Origin of the sequence: Bacillus sp. FSL K6-2841, assembly GCF_037976435.1 — a bacterium.
In the GTDB taxonomy this organism is placed as follows: domain Bacteria; phylum Bacillota; class Bacilli; order Bacillales; family Bacillaceae; genus Bacillus; species Bacillus pumilus.
The window spans coordinates 1,487,834-1,506,168 of sequence record NZ_CP150266.1 but is presented as its reverse complement, the minus strand read 5'-3'; the positions used below and the strand labels follow the sequence as shown (position 1 = coordinate 1,506,168).

18 protein-coding genes are annotated in these 18,335 nt (G+C 40.7%); all 18 read right to left on the bottom strand.

The features are described from left to right. Positions 1 to 224: 224 nt before the first annotated feature. The 18 genes from MHH68_RS07490 to MHH68_RS07405 all read right to left on the bottom strand — a co-directional run bounded on the left by MHH68_RS07490 (position 225) and on the right by MHH68_RS07405 (position 18,331). On the bottom strand, positions 225 to 461 hold the full coding sequence (locus MHH68_RS07490; RefSeq protein WP_008344958.1) for a YlmC/YmxH family sporulation protein: 237 nt from the start codon (positions 459 to 461) through the stop codon (positions 225 to 227). Between the two features lie 79 nt (positions 462 to 540). Further along, on the bottom strand, positions 541 to 1,317 hold the full coding sequence (locus tag MHH68_RS07485) for an ABC transporter ATP-binding protein (protein ID WP_339165686.1): 777 nt from the start codon (positions 1,315 to 1,317) through the stop codon (positions 541 to 543). Between the two features lie 129 nt (positions 1,318 to 1,446). Beyond that, the gene (locus MHH68_RS07480) at positions 1,447 to 1,803 is read right to left on the bottom strand and encodes a PTS glucitol/sorbitol transporter subunit IIA (protein ID WP_007499733.1); all 357 of its coding nucleotides are present in this window, start codon (positions 1,801 to 1,803) and stop codon (positions 1,447 to 1,449) included. 26 nt (positions 1,804 to 1,829) lie between these two features. Then, positions 1,830 to 2,840: a PTS glucitol/sorbitol transporter subunit IIB gene (locus MHH68_RS07475; protein ID WP_339165685.1), complete on the bottom strand. Its 1,011-nt coding sequence runs from the start codon at positions 2,838 to 2,840 to the stop codon at positions 1,830 to 1,832. Between the two features lie 13 nt (positions 2,841 to 2,853). After that, complete coding sequence (locus MHH68_RS07470; RefSeq protein WP_003210918.1) at positions 2,854 to 3,384, bottom strand: PTS glucitol/sorbitol transporter subunit IIC; 531 nt, start codon at positions 3,382 to 3,384, stop codon at positions 2,854 to 2,856. 18 nt (positions 3,385 to 3,402) lie between these two features. Continuing rightward, entirely contained in the window at positions 3,403 to 3,834 is a 432-nt protein-coding gene (locus MHH68_RS07465; RefSeq protein ID WP_003212289.1) for a transcriptional regulator GutM, read from the bottom strand. A gap of 12 nt (positions 3,835 to 3,846) precedes the next feature. Next, the gene (locus MHH68_RS07460) at positions 3,847 to 5,091 is read right to left on the bottom strand and encodes an SAF domain-containing protein (RefSeq protein WP_061407736.1); all 1,245 of its coding nucleotides are present in this window, start codon (positions 5,089 to 5,091) and stop codon (positions 3,847 to 3,849) included. Between the two features lie 245 nt (positions 5,092 to 5,336). Further along, entirely contained in the window at positions 5,337 to 6,275 is a 939-nt protein-coding gene (locus MHH68_RS07455) for a sugar-binding transcriptional regulator (protein WP_339165684.1), read from the bottom strand. Positions 6,276 to 6,426: 151 nt separating this feature from the next. Continuing rightward, positions 6,427 to 7,206, bottom strand: coding sequence for an RNA polymerase sporulation sigma factor SigG (gene sigG / locus MHH68_RS07450; protein ID WP_003211879.1), 780 nt, complete (start codon positions 7,204 to 7,206; stop codon positions 6,427 to 6,429). A gap of 144 nt (positions 7,207 to 7,350) precedes the next feature. After that, positions 7,351 to 8,070 carry an RNA polymerase sporulation sigma factor SigE gene (sigE, locus tag MHH68_RS07445; protein WP_007499746.1) on the bottom strand — a complete coding sequence of 240 codons (720 nt, stop codon included), beginning with the start codon at positions 8,068 to 8,070 and terminating at the stop codon, positions 7,351 to 7,353. A gap of 58 nt (positions 8,071 to 8,128) precedes the next feature. Further along, complete coding sequence (gene spoIIGA / locus MHH68_RS07440; RefSeq protein ID WP_061407730.1) at positions 8,129 to 9,058, bottom strand: sigma-E processing peptidase SpoIIGA; 930 nt, start codon at positions 9,056 to 9,058, stop codon at positions 8,129 to 8,131. A 237-nt stretch (positions 9,059 to 9,295) separates the two neighbouring features. Next, on the bottom strand, positions 9,296 to 12,799 hold the full coding sequence (locus tag MHH68_RS07435) for a S8 family serine peptidase (protein ID WP_339165683.1): 3,504 nt from the start codon (positions 12,797 to 12,799) through the stop codon (positions 9,296 to 9,298). A gap of 291 nt (positions 12,800 to 13,090) precedes the next feature. After that, positions 13,091 to 14,236, bottom strand: a complete 1,146-nt coding sequence (ftsZ, locus tag MHH68_RS07430; RefSeq protein WP_003211613.1) for a cell division protein FtsZ — start codon at positions 14,234 to 14,236, stop codon at positions 13,091 to 13,093. Between the two features lie 33 nt (positions 14,237 to 14,269). Next, entirely contained in the window at positions 14,270 to 15,592 is a 1,323-nt protein-coding gene (gene ftsA, locus MHH68_RS07425) for a cell division protein FtsA (RefSeq protein WP_012009874.1), read from the bottom strand. Positions 15,593 to 15,751: 159 nt separating this feature from the next. Continuing rightward, complete coding sequence (locus MHH68_RS07420) at positions 15,752 to 16,120, bottom strand: small basic family protein (RefSeq protein WP_003210988.1); 369 nt, start codon at positions 16,118 to 16,120, stop codon at positions 15,752 to 15,754. Then, on the bottom strand, positions 16,120 to 16,845 hold the full coding sequence (locus MHH68_RS07415) for a DUF881 domain-containing protein (protein ID WP_058014051.1): 726 nt from the start codon (positions 16,843 to 16,845) through the stop codon (positions 16,120 to 16,122). Before MHH68_RS07415 ends, MHH68_RS07420 begins: the two co-directional genes overlap by 1 nt. A gap of 20 nt (positions 16,846 to 16,865) precedes the next feature. Continuing rightward, entirely contained in the window at positions 16,866 to 17,555 is a 690-nt protein-coding gene (locus tag MHH68_RS07410) for a DUF881 domain-containing protein (RefSeq protein ID WP_169056472.1), read from the bottom strand. Next, a complete protein-coding gene (locus MHH68_RS07405) occupies positions 17,552 to 18,331 on the bottom strand; it encodes a cell division protein FtsQ/DivIB (RefSeq protein ID WP_339165682.1) in 780 nt (259 codons plus the stop codon). The genes MHH68_RS07410 and MHH68_RS07405 overlap by 4 nt, the downstream gene beginning before the upstream one ends. Positions 18,332 to 18,335 lie beyond the last annotated feature (4 nt).

The following is an 18,335-nucleotide window of genomic DNA, read 5'->3' as shown; positions in this document are numbered from 1 at the left end:
CCTTTCATTCATCTCTCTTTATATCGCTCCTATTTTACCACAAGACATGCGTAGACAGTTAGTGGGATTCATTAAATATTACACTCAAATGTGCCCTTTCTACAGGTTTTTTTGCAAATTGATATGAAAACGTAATCTTTTTACCCGAAAAAGACATTGTTTGCTGAGAATGGAGAGCTTATGTTAAGGATCATTGAATGATTCATTGAGGAGTTATACGAATTTTAAGAAGACAATCGGACAAGTATCACATCTTCGCCAATTTTTACTATATTTCGCCACGGCACAATCATTTCCTCTTCTTTTCCGAAAAATCCCATCATTTTACCTGTGCCGCCGATAATGATTGCTTGTATTTTACCGCTCGTAACATTGATATCAATGTCCCCAATGGTGCCTAGTTTTTTTCCGCTTGACACATCGACAACATCCTTGATTTGGAATTCAGAAATACTGATCATCTGTCCTTCCCCGCCTTTCGTTTTCTACTATAATATGTATGATGGAAAAGCAGGGACGCATACCAATAGTTTCTTTTATCTACAATTTACTTAAGTGAGGACGCCCATTTCTCCACATCACATCTACCGGGCATTCAAAGAAGGAAGAAAGCAAGTTGCTTGTCATCATCTCTTTTGTTTTCCCTTGATCAAAAACAGACCCCTCTTTTAATAATAGGGTGTGCTGAAAAACAGGCAAAATCTCTTCTGCATGATGGGTCGTGTAAAGCAAAGTAGGCGCATCAGGCTTTGAAGCAATGAATGAGATGGTCTCTAGCACCTGTTCTCTTGCTAAAAAATCAAGACCCGTCACAGGCTCATCTAAAATCAGGAGCTTAGGATCATTCATTAAAGCCCTCGCAATCAGGACTTTCTGCTTTTCTCCTTGTGAGAGTGTTTCATATGTCCGGTTCGCATATTTGAACGAACCAAATGCTTTTAATAGATCAATGGCTTTCTCTCTTATCTCATCTGTCGGGGTTTCATAAAGCCCGATGGAGGCAAATGCCCCGCTGAGAACAATTTCAAATGCATTGTCGTCTCTGTGCAGTTTCTTTTCAAGTCCCGCAGAAATGAGGCCAATTTTCTTCCTGAGCTTTTCGCCAAGAGCCTCCTTGCCAAAGACATGTCCCAGCACCGTCATCTCACCTGATGTAGGGAAATAATATGAGCAGAGCATATTTAATAAAGCGGTTTTCCCCGCACCATTTAAACCATAAAGCACCCAGTGCTCCTCTTTGGTCACCTGCCAGTCAACAGACTGAAGCAACCATTTTCCATTTCGTTTTAAAGAAACATTCTTTAATTCAAGTGACACCATCGTTTCCTCCTGAGTAAAAATTCTGAATAAACAAATAATGAATGTTTATAGCATATCGCAATTGCTCTTTCTGGTAAACCTCATATAAAAAAGCTGCTCCTTTTGAGGAACAGCTTTTCTTTAACGTTACGAAATTTCAATTCTTACGCCTTCTTTTATATCAGGAAACGTGTGCGGAGATGCAAAGACAGCTCCCGGTAATACATCATCAAACGGCTCTTGGAAGTAAATCGAAATATGGCCGAGCTCTTTAAAGTTGTCATTTGCTTTATTGCCGAGGGCTGTAATCGTGTACGTTTGATCACCCACTTGAATGGTACCGCCCAGTTTCAACGGCTCTTCTTCTAAATGTTCGAACTCATGAATGACGGACATATCTCTTAATTCCTGCGGCGCTGCGGGTCCAAATAAAACAATCAGCTTATCTTCTTTAAATTGCGGGACTAAAATCCCGATTTCTTTTACGACAGATTGTGTGACCATGTATCTCGATTCCTCCTTTAATACGTTTAATACATACCAAAGCTGGCAGCGTATGCGATCACAACAGATAGAACCCCTGTAATGAGACGGCTATACAAAACAGCTGGTACTCCATATTGTACCGTTTCCGGCTTCGCTTCACCAAGTGATAGCCCAACTGGAATGAAATCACACCCTACTTGACCGTTGATGGCAAATAGTGCAGGAAGTGCAAATTGAGGCGGGATATTCCCTAGTGCAATTTGACTACCAATGAGAACACCAATTACTTGTGCAATGACTGCACCAGGTCCTAAGACAGGTGATAGGAATGGCAATGTACAAACCACAACGAGGAGTAAGAGTCCCCATATAGATCCTGCCAGTGGTGATAGAAAATGGGCAATCAAGTCACCAATTTTTGTATAATTGATAATTCCAATTAACATACTGACAAATGCCATGAATGGAATAATGTTTTTCAAAAGCATATCAACGGAATCACGACCAGCCTGATAGAACGTACCGGTGACTTTCCCAATTCCTCTTGAGAACCTCATCAGGAAATTACCTTTTTCCTGACGCTCGAGATTTTCCTCTTTCAGTTTTGAATAGGTTTCTTTGAAATTCTCTTTGTCAATCGGCTTACTGTTATCCTGACCTTCTACTGTTGCCTCACCACTTGATGCATCCGCAAAGGAAATATCTTTTTCTGTGACGCCTGATACGAAGATATCCTCTGTAATATGTTTTGCAAGCGGTCCAGAAGGAGAGGATGCCAAAACGTCTACAGTTGGAATGCGCTTCATTGGATAAAGTCCGATTCGCGCGGTTCCTCCGCAGTCAATGACAACACACATCATTTCATCTTCTGGTATCGAGTTTTTAAAGCCATCACATGCTTCTGTCCCTGTCATTTCTGCAATTTTACGTGCAACTGGGTGAATGCCTCCCCCTGTAATGGAAACAACCTTTCTTTTTTTACCGGTTGGTTCAAGCTCCAAGCCTTGTCCCCATCCGCCAGCACCTTTTGCTACAAATACTTTGTGGTTTGTCATGTCTAACCCTCCCCTATTGTGAATTCGCTTTCATTTTTCCTGCTAAGTACTTTGTAATCCATTCAGTAATAATACCGCGAAGTAAAATGACGACGATCCCGACTAAGAAGTACCGAACAGCAAGCTCTGACATTGAGTACCCTGCTTCTTTAATCCCGTTCGCAATTCCTAAGTAGACAAACAGTTCTCCTGCATTGGCATATGGGAACAGTGATGTCACCGGATGAACAAATGAAACAGCTGAATCATAGAATGCTGGTTTTTGTTTTTCGGGTAAGAATCGGCCAAACGTATAAGCCATTGGGTTTGTCAAAATAAGAACGGATAAGATCGGCATTAACGTGTAGCGCAAAATGGTATATTTCGCAGCAAACTGAATTGCTCTATTCACTCGCTCTTCTCCAATAAACTTCATGACAGCATAAGTGAAAGTAAGTAACACAACAAGCGTTGGAACGATACCTGTAACAAGACCCATGAATTGCTTTCCGCCGGCTTCAAACATGCCGATAAAGTGCTCTCCAAACCATTGAATCCATTCCATGTTTCATCTCCCCTTTCTTTAGTTCACATTTGTTATATTTTTTTTCGAAATCGAGACAAGTGCCTGTTCAGCCGCCATGGAAAGTGCGTGCATGACAGCTGGCCCCTTTTTGCGTTTTTTCAACGTCTGCTTCATCATATGGTGCTCGTCTAACACTGCCCCTACATGCTTTCCTTCATATGAAGGGACTTCTTTAAACTTAGATAAGATCGACACACCGCCAAGCACATGGCATTTTTGAATGATATACGATTCATCTACAATGATGAGCGCAATGGCACCAGGGCCAACTTTGCGCCGCTCCATCCCTGAAAATAAGTGGTAGCCCTGCTTTCCTCTGTAATCATCAATAAGTGAATCCATGCTCTTGCGGTAGTACTTGATTTGAATAAAAGATAACCCATACTGCACAATGAGAATGATACAAAGTACGATCGCTAATTTTTCCACAGCTTCACGCCCTTATGATTGAAATAAATGATCTTGTAATGAACGCAGCTTCCAGACCGTTGTGTTTGAATCAAGCTCTACATCATCGTGAGTGAGGAATTGTCCTAATTTGATGTCTTTTTTCGCTACGACTTTTCCGCTAATTAAGCCAATTGGAATGTGGCCGTTCGTTTTCATGTCTTGATGTGTTTCAAGAACACCTCTTACGGAGTATCCACCAATTCCGTCAAGTGATTCTCCAGCTTTAATATCTCTTTTCGCCACAGCGACTGTTTCTGACACTGGTACTCCAATTGGGTGAATAGATGAATCATGCTGTAAGACCGCTTTAGCGATGGTAACAGGTGTTTCAAGACTCGCTAAGTGGAAAGGACGGTAAAGTGTGTAGTGTGGGCCTTTTCCAACTTTTAAGTAGCGCAGCTCTTCATCTACTGGCTCAAGGTCACTCTTCACGATGACAAATACACCTGGTGCAAGTCCATTTACATATTCAACGACTCCGAAGTTATCGAGCACGCCGCCTTGCTGTTTTTGATTCAATTTATCTGCAACATTTTCTAAATTCGCTTCGACTCCATGCATACCGACTTTATCTGGCAGAAGCCCTGTCGCGTTACTTAATAAGTTCATTTCCGCCATTGTTTTTGTTCCGTCTTGGAATGCAGCCAGCATATGTGCACTCATATGTTTACTATCTGCTTCTGCTTTACACGTATCTGGATTTGCTTCTGGGAAGAATGGGTTGTTCTTTCCTTTCCCAGCAACGAGTACTTCAAGCCCCATTGTTTTCGCAAATTCATATAATTCTAGTGTTGCTGCTGGTTCATCTCCAGCTGATCCTGAGTAAACAAGTCCTGCATTTGTGAACAACTTATGCATGACCAAACCGATGGTAATATCAACTTCTACATTTAAAAGAACAAGATGTTTTTTTGAATTAAGCGCTTCCAAAGAAATGTTTGCTCCGACCTCTGGGACACCTGTTGCGTCTACGACAACTTCCACGGAATCTGATTGAATCACTTCTCTGTAATCATTTGTGACAACCATGTGATGCGGCTTTGCATGCTGCTTATAAAAATTCGCTGCCTTCTCTGCTGCACTAAGGTGGATATCACAAACACCAGCAACAATCATGCCTGGAATTTTAGAAATTTGTGAAATGAGTCCAAAGCCCATTTGACCTGCCCCAATAATCCCTACTTTGATTGGATCTCCACTACGTTCTCGCGCTAACAATTGTTGATAGATTGACATCTAAATCATCCTTTCAGGTTTTCTTGCTTCTCGGGTAGATTGCTAGAAATATAATCTGAAACTTTTAACAAATGTTATAAAAATTAACAAAAATCTGTTTCTTGTAACATTTGTTATTTTATTTATCATTTGTTATGAACTTAGTTTATATGATGTGTCAACTTTGTGTCAAGCTAAAATCGATAAAATTTTCAATCTTTTTGAGTCTAAAGACTCAAAAAAAACTACCTAATATCATTAGGTAGTTACTTTAATAAGGCATCTCCAGTTCGTTCATCGGTAATTAATACATGAATTAATCCACCTGCTAATGCCGCCCGAATTGCTTCAATTTTCTCTTCGCCGCCAGCGACACCTATGACAAGCGGAATTTCTTTCAGCTTTTGCGGGCTTATCCCCATCACCCGGTCGTTCCATGGGTGGGGATATACTTCCCCTTGATGATCAATAAAGTTATAGCAAATGTCACCTGCTACATCCTTTGCTTGAAGGATGTCCTCTTCGCCGCTTGTCATATAAGATTTCACCATCGTTGAATGCTGCGGAACACCACCAATTCCGACAACCGCGATATTTGATGATTCTCCTAGTTCAATCACTTTTTTGATCGACGGCTGCCGGATCAGGACATCTTTCGCTTCTTTTGTATCAAGCATGACGGGTACATGTAAAAACTCACATTTAGATTTGAGTGCCTCTGTGCATCTCGCAATAATATAGTTGGCGTGGATATCGACATCTTCATTTCCCACACCTCCGACAAGCGGAACAAATGTCACGGATGGATAGTGCTGAACAGACGTAAGCGCTTTCGCCATTTCATGCAGCGTTGTCCCTGAGGAAAACCCGATGACTTGTCCATCTTTCATCACTTTTAATAAAAAGCTTGCCGCCGCGGCTCCGATTCGGCTTTTCGTTGTGTCTTTGCTGAGTGTTTCCACACAGACGACTTCTCGCAGCCCATATTTGCGTTCTATTTTTCTTTCTAACGATCCATACTGTTGGTTGACTTCATCATGAATAATGATTTCCACGATTCCTGCTTCACGTGCTTTTGCCAAATATTTCGATATGAGCGAACGACTAACCCCAACCGCTTCTGCGATGTTAAATTGAGTGGCGCCTTCTTCATAATACATATGCGCAACCTTAATGAGCAGCCTTCTTTCATCATGGAATGTCATAATAACCCTTCTTTCCGCTTAAGTGTTCCCTAACAAATGATATCTAAAATAACATTTGTTAAAAACAGATTAAATGAAAAAAATAACAGAGTCAATACTAGAGGCGTGTTCTCTCATAAGAATGAAAAAAGCCGCTCATGAAGCGGCGGCTTTAAAAGATGTTTTTATTCATTTGTTTAATGGCTGCTTTTTCAAGCCTTGAGACTTGTGCTTGAGAAATCCCGATCTCCTCAGCAACCTCCATTTGCGTTTTGCCCTGGAAGAAGCGTTTGCGAAGAATCATTTTTTCTCTGTCGTTCAATCTGCGCATGCCCTCTTTTAAGGCCAATTCTTCCACCCATTGTGTGTCTTTGTTCCGTTCATCACTAATTTGATCCATCACATAAATCGGATCTCCTCCGTCATTATAGATCGGTTCAAACAAAGAGACAGGATCTTGAATCGCATCTAGGGCAAAAACAATTTCCTCATGAGGCACTTCCAGCACTTTGGCAATGTCTTCTGCTGTTGGCTCCTTGCTTGTCTCACTAATCAGCCTCTCACGGACCTGAAGTGCCTTATAGGCAATATCTCTTAGTGAGCGAGACACCCGAATCGGGTTGTTATCACGCAAGTATCGACGGATTTCTCCTATGATCATAGGAACCGCATAAGTTGAAAATCTGACATTGTGGCTTAAATCAAAATTATCAATTGATTTCATTAATCCGATACAGCCTACTTGGAAGAGATCGTCGACATATTCGCCTCTGTTGTTAAAACGCTGAATCACACTTAAAACCAACCGTAAATTGCCATTGACTAGCTTTTCTCTTGCTGTATCGTCACCCTCATCTTGCAGCTGTCTGAACAATTTTCTCATCTCGTCGTTTTTCAGAACAGGCAGCTTGGAGGTGTCGACTCCGCAGATTTCCACTTTATTTCTGGACACTTTTTTCCCTCCCTACAGGAGCTGTTGTACAAAGTTCAGTATCTCCTTGGGATGGAAAAATATGCACGAGCGATGACGAGAATCATGAGAAAAAAGGTTATTTCCTTTGACAGTGCAGGCACAGAGCTTTTTTAAAAAAAATTTTTAGACCATTTTATTAAATTCTTTTTGTAATCGTTTAATGATTCGTTTTTCAAGTCTCGAAATATAAGACTGGGAAATCCCAAGCATGTCAGCGACATCTTTTTGGGTTTTTTCCTCGCCGCCAACTAAGCCAAATCTTAGTTCCATGATCTGCTTTTCGCGGTCATTTAATTGCTCTAGCGCTTTTTTCAGCAATTTTTTATCTACATTTGCTTCGATATCCCGCGTGATAATATCATCATCTGTTCCAAGTACGTCTGATAAAAGCAGTTCATTTCCGTCCCAATCAATGTTGAGCGGCTCATCAAACGAAACTTCTGACCGGATTTTATTATTTCGGCGCAAGTACATCAAAATCTCATTTTCAATACATCTCGAAGCATATGTTGCCAGCTTGATCTTTTTTTCTGGGTTAAATGTATTGACTGCTTTGATCAGACCAATGGTTCCGATACTAATTAAATCCTCAATATTAATACCAGTGTTTTCAAATTTTCTTGCGATGTAAACGACTAAACGCAAATTTCTTTCAATCAGAATCGCTCTTGCGGTTTGATCTCCCTTTGGTAATTTGACAAGCAGCTCCTGCTCTTCATCCTTTGATAATGGAGGCGGCAGCGCTTCACTTCCACCAATATAATAAATTTCATCACTCTTTAGACCTAGCTTCATGAGGAGTTTATACCAGTAGTAAGTGAGTTTAAATTTTAATTTTTTCATCTTCTTCTCCCTTCTAAATGTCAAGTTGACCTCGTAAGATAAAAGACATCACCAAAAACTACGACACCCCTTGGATGATTTTCCCGTCTAACATATCTGGATGAATGATGGATTGAAATTCCTGATCTGCCGATAAACCGCTCAGACTCAACCCTACAAAACACTTAGCAGGCTGAATCATATGCGTCTTTGAATAAATGAAGACTGTATCTGGTTTTAGGCATAGCAGAAAGCCGTGATCATGACCGACTGCTCGATATGGAACAAGTCTTAATCGATCAAGAAGAGGAAATTGATCATCGATCTTTTGCATGACTTCAACAGGATGAGACTGTTTCATGAGCTCTATAAATGGCTCTCCGCAAATGGCTGTTAGCTGGTCAGCCTGAACAATCATGACCGGTGTTTTTGTCATAGGATCATACAGCTGGTTGCCAGAATCGACGAGTCCCTTTAAACGAATGGTTTCTCCATGAATGTGTAGTTCCACAAGCACTTGTTCATCATACTGTCTTTTTTTCGTACCAACCTCTCCTAATCTTTTCTTTGAAAACAGCCAAATCGCAGGAAATCCAGTTAAAACAAAAAGCCAGCTAATCGGATCACCAAAGCCATCATTTTGTGAAATCAGCAGACCATTTTGAATCACTGTATTGGTTTGCAAAAATGAATGAACCCCGATCATGCCTCCTCCCATCAAAAAAGTTACAAAGTAAAAAGCAAACAGATTTTGAAAAAAGGAACGAAATCTTTGAAAACCAAAGGTTGCAAGAACGATGAAGATAGAAAATAGTAGTTTGCCTAAAGGGTGTGACACAACCATTGCAAATGGTGTAAAGAGCAAGAGAACAATGCTCGATCCAATGAGCGCTCCTAACATATATCGCCTTTTTTTTACTTGTCGTTTGAGAATAAATGCAGTGAGTAAGAGAAGCAATAGATCAAAACAAAAGTTTAACAGCCAAATCACATCTAAATAAATGACCACCTTCTGCTCCTTTCATCTGAAACAAAGAATCAAAAGCAGTACTTGCACTTGTTTGTACCAGTATAAAACAGTCATGAGTTGGAAGTCTGTCAATTCTTGTTGGTGATGATAGAGAACTTTTGGTGGATTGTTATTGTTTTTGTCGAGGAATGAGAGTGAGTATTCTTCTGGACAAGCCATCAACAATTGTTTAAAAGAAAAAAGACACGCTCCTAGAAATCGTGTCTTTTGTTTATATTACTTTTCATTGATGTTTAACGTACCTGAAGCTTTTTGTCTTGTGACATTTCCATAATCATCTCGCACAATGACTTCTACGACCGCACCTTTTGCTTTAGCGGTAGAAGTAGCAGTCCAATAACCTTCATACGTTCCGCTCGATACTTCGCGAAGCGGCAGCTCTGTAGTATTTTGAAGCTTTGATCTCGCGTTTGTCAGCGGCATGTGAATGACAAACGTTGCGTCTAGCTTTTCTCTACTATGAAATGAAATCTTAACAGACTCCCCTGATGCCAGATGGACATTATCTGCTGGAGTCAGCTTAGAAATCTCAGGTGCATCGTATTGAACATCGATATTGATTTTTTTAGTCGTTTTGTTTCCTGCTGCATCTTTCGCTGTGACTTTGATCGCATTTTCCCCGTTCTCAAGCAGTATTCTTGCGGAATACTTCCCTTCTTTTATGGTTGCCTTTTTTCCATTTACAGTGACTTGATCAAGATGATCATCTATGACCTTTCCTTCTACAGTGAACGATTCTTTATTTGTCTTTTCCCCTTTTTTCGGTGTATCGATAGTGAGCAGTGGAGCTGTTTGATCAATGATCACCTTTACTGGTTTGGATCGTTTTGTTGCGCCTTTATCCGTAACAGTTGCAGCGGTGAATACATGCTCTCCACTTGATACTGTGACCTTTTCTTTGAAAGCCCCAGACTGATCTGCTTTCACTTTGGCAATCTCTTCATCGTTTTGATAGATCGCTACATCAAGCCCAGGAGAGGATTTGCCTTCAATTTCTAGTTCATCTTTGTTCGTAATGATTCCTGCCTTTGGAGATGTAATCTCTGGCACATCTGCTTCATAGTCAACAAGCGCACGAATCATATAATTCCCCTCTTCTTTTGGAGAAGGAGAAAAAGCACCGCTTGTCAGCTGCCAGCTTCTTTCAGCATTTGGTCCATCCTCATCAGTTGCAAGGCCTGGAGATTCCGTATTCTTTTTCGTTTGAATATAGACAAGATAGAAATCTCCATCCACTGTAATGGCTTGATCTTCTAAATCTACTTTTGTCCATTCCCCATTACGCAGCGCATTCGCTTTGAGCGGTCCTGCAATTTTCTCCCCTGGAGCTCCGTTCTTCCCAGAAGCGTCATACACTTCAACCGCAAAGTCATTCCCTCCAGGAGCTGGCCACTCTGATGACCAGAAACGGAAAAGCCCTCCTGTGAGTTGCGCTTGTTTCTTCCCCTTTTCTAATGAAAACTTCACAGCCCAGCCATTGCCAGGATCATAGAAAGCCCTCGCATTTTCAGCTGTCCCGTCATCGTAGCCAATTTCCCCAGCAAAGCCGATGAATGGTTCTAGCTGAATGGCTTTTTCCACCGGCTTTTCTGTCACATCTGCTGTAAAAGAATATCCTTTAAACCCTTTGGCAAATACTTTGACGGTATAGACACCGCTTAATGCCTCTAGAGAAAATTCACCAGATTCATTTGTTTTCACCGGCTTAATTTTCGCATCCTCTACAAGGTAAACCGTGGCATCCTTTACTTTTTCACCCGTTGTTTCATTGGCAATTGTGCCAGATATCGTTCGTTTCTTTAGTGGCTGTAAGGCGAAATTCGCCTCTACTGTTTCTTTTGAAGAAATATGGACGGTTTGTGTGCGTGATTCAAATCCGTAAGCTTCGGCTTTCACTGTGAATTCACCTGCACTGTGAGGAAGCTGATATCTCCCTGTTGCTTCATCTGTGTACGTTGACTTGCCGCTTTCAAGAACACTGATTTCCGCTTTCATAGGAAGAGCTTTGATGGACGGAGAAGCTAAATTTTTTTCCTTTTTCTTTTCTTTTATGTTCGCAGGCTTCTTATGTGGATGTACAGCCTTATCTTTTTTAGGCATGGCTTGATCTGGTATTTTCATCTCATCTAAATGAACATCTTCGTTTGTCACCTGTCCTTCAATCATGCCAATTCCATCTGTTAATGCCGTAATTGCTGCTCTTGCATCAACTAAACCTGCCCCATAGCCATTGTTTGGAGACTCCGGGAATTGCTGATCAGTTAACGGCTTCGCAGTATCAATCAGTATTTGTTCAATCTGTTCAACAGAAAGATCTGACTGTACTTGGCGAAGAAGAGCCACAACAGCTGAAACATGCGGACCAGCCATCGACGTCCCATTCCAGCCATCCTCATACCCTTTCCCAGGAACGGATGAACGAATGTTTACCCCTGGGGCCGCAATGTCTGGTTTCATGACGCCATATGGAGACGGACCTTGCAGTGAGAAAGACCCCAATTTGTTATTTTGATCCGTAGCACCCGTTGAAAAGGCCTCTTGATAGTTCGCAGGATTCGCAATGGAGCCTTCACCGCCAGGGTTGAATAAATCGGTATTGCCAGCTGAAAACTCTGGGAAGATGTCCGCCGCTCTCCAAGCATTGACGACATCTTTATACCAATCATCAATACCAGGCCCACCGCCCCAAGAGTTATTGACGACATCAGGTGCCTTTTCTGGATGCGGGTTTCCCGCGTCATCTTTTGGTGCTAAAATCCACTCACCTGCATCAAGCAGATCAGCATCTGTACCACCATCTTCTGAGAAAGCTTTCACCGCAATCCATTTTGCTCCCGGTGCGACTCCGATTTGATTCTTTCCATCTGGCTCAGAGCCAACCATCGTTCCCGTTACATGTGTACCATGCTCTAAATCATCATATGGCGCTTCAGATCCTGTCGTAGCATCGTACCAATTGAATTCATGAGTTGGTTCATTCGGATGTGCTGGATCAAATCCGCGGTATTTTTCCTTTAAAGCAGGATGATCCCATTCCACTCCTGTATCAATACTTGCCACAACTGTACCAGTACCGTCATAACCTAAAGCCCACGCTTCTGGAGCATGAACTTGAGAAATGTTCCACTCGACCCCATCTACTGCTTTCTTTTGTTTTTTCTGCTTCGTCTTCAAATCAACCGGCCGGTGAATTTGACGGGTTTCGTTTGGCAGTACTTGATCTACTTCTGGGAAGGCAGCCACCTGTTCCATGACTTCTTTCGTTCCCGTCACCGCTAAACCATTCACAATATAGTACGAATGAATCTCCTTCACTTGCTTTTTCTTTTGTCCTTTTTGTAAATACGTAAGAAGCGCTTGCTGCGTCTCCTCAGACGTTGCTCTTAATTCGGATACGACAGCTGATCTTTTTGCGTATTGCGTTTTAGCCGCTGTTAATTTCTGTTTTTTGGCTTTGGATACCGCTTCCTTCGCCACTTTTTGCGTATTTGTTTGCTCTTTCATTTTGATTAAAAATGTCACCTGATCATCCTGCTGAAACTGTTTCATTAATCTAGATGAGATCTTTGCTTTTGTTGTCTTAGAGGAGACAGCTTCCTCCTGATATGAGGTAGAAGTCGATTTTGCTTGAACCATCCCAAAGCTTGTCATCGTTAAAGTACCAATCACCAAAAGACTCATCAAACGATAGCCGGCGGTCTTGCGAAACTTCAATTTCAATCAAATCCCTCCTCCTCAAATGGCCAAACAGAGTATAGGTCTCACTCCTTTCCTTCTGTTGTTCATGACAAGATTCATGGTGTTCTATTTAATGTAGTCAAATAAAGTTCATCATTTTGTCGTTTTTTGTAAGAGCGAGTAAAAATGATTCTTTTTTCTTAAATGCCATAAGTCAAATTACACATGGGAATTGAAGTGACTTTCACTCATTTAAGACTTTTTGATTATATCCTCTTATACGTTGAAACATGAAAAAACCCCTTCCATTGGAAGGGGTTTTGCGATACTCGATTAGCGTTTATTACGGTTGCGTAAGAACGTTGGAATGTCTAGCGTATCGTCACTTGATTGAGTATTTTGTCTTGGCTGAGATGATGGCTGTTGATGTTCCTCACGTTTCACTTCACGTTTTTGAGGAATGGATTGATTTTGCTTTAATCCTTGGCCTAGTGGGTTTCTTTGTGATTTTGTCACTTCTGGTTCTTGCTCAATGAATCCAGTAGCGATCACAGTCACCACAATTTCATCCTTCAAGTTATCATTGATGACAGACCCGAAAATCATGTTTACATCTTCGTCAGATGCAGAAGCCACAATATCCGCTGCTTCTTGCACTTCATAAAGACTTAGGTTTGTACCACCCGTAATGTTCATGATGACACCTTGAGCACCATCGATCGCTGTTTCTAGAAGTGGTGAAGAAATGGCTTTCTTCGCGGCTTCCGCAGCACGATTTTCGCCTGTTGCGACGCCAATGCCCATTAGAGCCGAACCTTTATTGGACATGATGGTTTTCACGTCAGCAAAGTCAAGGTTAATCAGACCTGGTGTTGCAATTAAATCGGAAATCCCTTGAACACCTTGTCTAAGAACGTTATCTGCCGCGCGGAATGCTTCCAGCATTGGCGTGTTTTTATCAACAATTTCAAGCAAGCGATCGTTAGGAATCACAATTAATGTGTCAACTGCTTCTTTCATAGAAGCAATTCCTTCAACTGCTTGAAGCTGACGTTTTCTTCCTTCAAATGTGAAAGGACGAGTCACAACTCCAACTGTCAATGCACCAGAATCTTTTGCGATTTTTGCAATGACAGGTGCAGCACCCGTACCAGTTCCACCACCCATACCAGCTGTAACGAAGACCATGTCTGCGCCTTTTAATACTTCTTCAATCTGCTCTTTGCTTTCCTCAGCAGCTTTTTTACCGACTTCAGGATTCGCACCTGCTCCAAGCCCTCTTGTCAGCTTAGCACCGATTTGCATTTTAGTTTCTGCTTTTGATAGATTTAATGCCTGTGCATCAGTATTGACTGCAATAAAATCGACACCTTGTACGTCATTTTCAATCATTCGGTTGACAGCGTTATTCCCGCCGCCACCTACTCCGATTACTTTAATTGATGCTAGGCCGTCTATATTTGTTTCAAACTCCAACATGCTGAATCCTCCTAATCCGTCGAAAATCTAATTCTATTCCCAGAACATATTAAATAGTTTTTTCATTTTGCCCGGTTTTTTATTTGTCTCTTGTTGTGCTTTTTGTTTTACTTTCGGTCTTGGCTGCGCTTCTTTCACTTGTGGTGCAGAAGAAACCGGCTCCATGGATGCGCCTACTTCATGAAACGCCTCATCTGGCATTTGGAATCCAACCTGTCTGCCCTGAATCTTTGCATTGCGATAAGCAAAGTGGATCAGACCTACTCCTGTCATATATTGAGGCTCTCTCACCCCGATATAATTCGGACTTGCAATCCTAACATTGTTTTGCAAAACCGTCTGTGCAAGAGAAAGAATACCTGGAATGGCTGCTTGTCCACCTGTTAGAACGAATCCACCAGGCAAATCATGGACACCCATATTTCTTAATTCCTCTGCCACAAAGAGCAAGATTTCCTCCAGCCGCGCTTCAATTATGTTAGCCGCATCAAGCTGTGTATACGTTTGTTTTTGATCGGTACCGATCACAGAAACTTCAAATGTCTCCTCAGTCGATGCCTCATCATAAAACGCATGCCCAAATTGTTTTTTGATTCGTTCAGCTTCTTCAGTGGAAGTTCTAAGTCCTATAGACAAATCTTTTGTTATGTTCTCTCCGCCCAAAGGGATACTGTGAGTAGAATAGAGATGCCCGTTTTCAAATACGGAAATCGTTGTAGAACCGCCGCCAATATCGACAAGAGCTACTCCGAGATTTTTTTCATCTTTCGATAATGCTGCTGAGCCCGATGCGAGTGGCTGCAAGCATATATCCATTATTTCAATTCCAGCTCTTTCTACACATCGGAGCCAGTTATGTAGAATCGTTTTAGAACCTGTAATTAACGATCCTTCCACTTCTAGCCGAACACCAAGCATTTTTTTCGGATCTGTGATCTCATCTCTTCCGTCGACGATAAATTGTCTCGGAATCACGTCTACGACGAGATGTTCTTGAGGAATAGATACTACTTGTGCAGCATCTAAGACACGTCTCACATCTTCAGCATGTATTTCTTTGTTTTCACTAGATACTGCGACTACGCCGCTCGTATTCTGAATATGAATGTGGTTTCCGTTAATTCCGACAATCGCCTTTTGTAAAGGAAAACCTACCATTCTCTCAGCCTGTTCAAATGCTTGTCTAATAGAATGAACTGTCTCATCTATATCAACAATCGATCCTTTTTTTAACCCCTCTGAAGGGACATTTCCAACACCTATAATGTTAAGCGAATCATCCGCCATTTCTCCGACGATGACTTTTATATTGGATGTACCGATGTCAAGGCTGACGTAAATTTCATTGTTGTTCATTCTATGGCACCTCCTCACATATCAATACTTTCTATTCTATTATTTGCTGAACAACAATACAATGAATGTGTTTTTACAAGTGTGTAACAAAACTTAAAAAATCAACATTTTTTATTAGGATTACTGAAAATATTCGTTACATCATATGTATATCCTTTTTTATGACTCACTTTTTTTCTTTTTTTCTCTAGAGATTGTCCATTTTGTTAGTAGAATTCTTCTGATAACTGCTATATTTTGAAACAATCTAACGCCGAATGCAAACATTCCGACTAAGTACAAGTCTACACCAAGATGGACGCCCAGAAAAGCTAAACTTATTGCCAGTATAATATTAAAGAAGAAGCCTGATACAAACACTAGTTCATCGTATGCCCCTTGCAGATGTGCCCGGATTCCACCAATCAATGTATCAAGCGCAGCAAGTACAGCGAGGGAAAGATAATTAGAATACTCATTCGGTATCGTAAAATTAGTTAAGAAACCGATCGCAACTCCTATGATTAAGCCAAGTACAGGTAGCCACATTAAGATTTTCCCTCCTTTACATCGTCAAGAGGCTTCAATTCGTTTACTTGAATTGCACCGTCATATGCTTTTAAGTGGATTTTTTTCTTCGGCTGGCTCATTCTCAAGCTGAAGTTTTCCTGAGCAAACAAATCACCAATATCCGATACATTTAAACGGCTGTATAATTTGTCGGCCTGCTCACTAATCATTTTAATGATGACTTCATCACTATCTAAGCTGTAGCCATCCATTTTTGTCGTGCCATTAATATCTCGAATGACACTTGTATTAATGACTCGGCGATCATTGATGGAAATATGTTTTGCCCCAAACATATTGGCTTCATTAATTAATTTTTTCAGAAGATCAGGTGGGATATTTTTCACTTCTTCTCCGGTAAGGTCCTTGGAAAAAAGCTGAGATATTTCAATTTCAATCCCCTCCCCTTCCACTTCTGTAAAACCAGCCTTTTCTTTTAAATCCTTTAACGTTTTTGTTAATTGTGCTTCTTTTGATCGATCTCCTTGATGACCATATTTTTTTAGCATCTCGTCATATTTATCAATTTCTTTCAGCAAATCTAATTCCTTACTTTTAGATGCGGATAAATCCTCTCTCAGTTCCCACACATCACGAGTATCTCGAACTTTGGGCTTTTGTAAGGAATTAAATTGGATGGAGACCATGATGCCAAATATGATCATTAAAGCTGTTAAACTAAGTAAAGGCTTCTTTTTCCTCAACACCACTCACCTTTTCACTTTTAATCTTTGTTTCTTAAAAGAGGGTTCATACGAATATCCGTTTTCTCAATCGTCATTGAAATGTGATCACTTGTCAGCTGATCGACCACTCCCCCTGCAATATTTAAAGCAGGTATTAACACAGCTGGATCACCAATAGCAGATATGACAAATGGTGCTGGATGCTGAACACCATCTACTGTGACAACTGGACCGTTACAATGTATGTATGATTGGTGTGTGATTCTTTGTCCATTAATAGATACAGCAGAAGCACCTGATATAAATAGTTCGTTTATCACATGAAAAATATGGCTCTCATGCACAATGTAATTATTGACATTTTGTCCACTCGGGATATAAGATGCATCTTCAAGAGACACTTTTACCCCTTTTCCTTTTACCCCGATCTCTCCTGTAAACATTCTGTATTTCTCAACATCTTCCAGTACATTAAAATACTGCTCTTTTTCATTTTTCAAATTGGACTCTGTTGCTTGTACCTTTGATTGAAGACTATATAATTCTTTTTCGAGTTTCTGATTCGCCTTTTCTTGCGTTGTGAGCTGACTTTTCAGGGAGTATTCTTTTTTCCATTGCTCTGTCCGAATGACATCTGCCTGATGCTGCTTTGTATATTGGTATGAAAAAGATATCAGAAAACCAAGAACAAGCATGACAAGTGAGAATATAACTGTTTTGCCCCTCAACGCTCATCTTCCTTTTTCTTAGATTTAAACGCTTCGAAATACGTAGCGACTTCCATATGAATTGTGCCTTTTTCAGTTGACGAAAGCTCTTTTACAATGGCTGGATAGGTTTTCATTTTATCACCGAATGTTTTAATTGAAGCAATCACAGTGTTTCCGTCATTCATATAAAATTTAACTAGCCACTTGTTTGAATTGGTCGGCACATAATATACTTCTGAGATGAGTTCCTGAATAGAGGCTGGCAGCTGATTTAAAGATTTAACGGTTTGCTTCAGCTTCTCCTTATTGTCCCAATCAACAAAAATAGGTCCTGCATGACTCGGTGTCACTTCTTCTGGTAAAGCGGTCCCATTTTCAAGAAGCTCATAATATAGATTTCCCTTTTGAAGATACGCAATATTTGCATATTCTTTGACAGCAATACTCACTTTATTCGGGAAATGCTTTTTGATACTGACACTTTTAATCAATTTATTTTGCTTCATATGATCTGCTGTTAAATCTTTATTTAAATTCCAAAACTCTGTTTCGCCTTCTTTAATTTGTGAAAGTTTAACAAGCTGTTTTGTTGAGACATGTTCGTTACCTGTGATGGTTAAAGAAGATATCTTGCTGATAGGTGTCTGTAAATAAACAATAATTAAAACCATGATAAAAAACAGTAGTATAAAAGAGATCAGTCTCCGATTCGCTTTTTGCTTCCTTTGTTCTTTAATTTTAGGAATTCGCTCTTCTATATTGACGATCTTTTCATTTTCATGATCAGGCCGCATATAT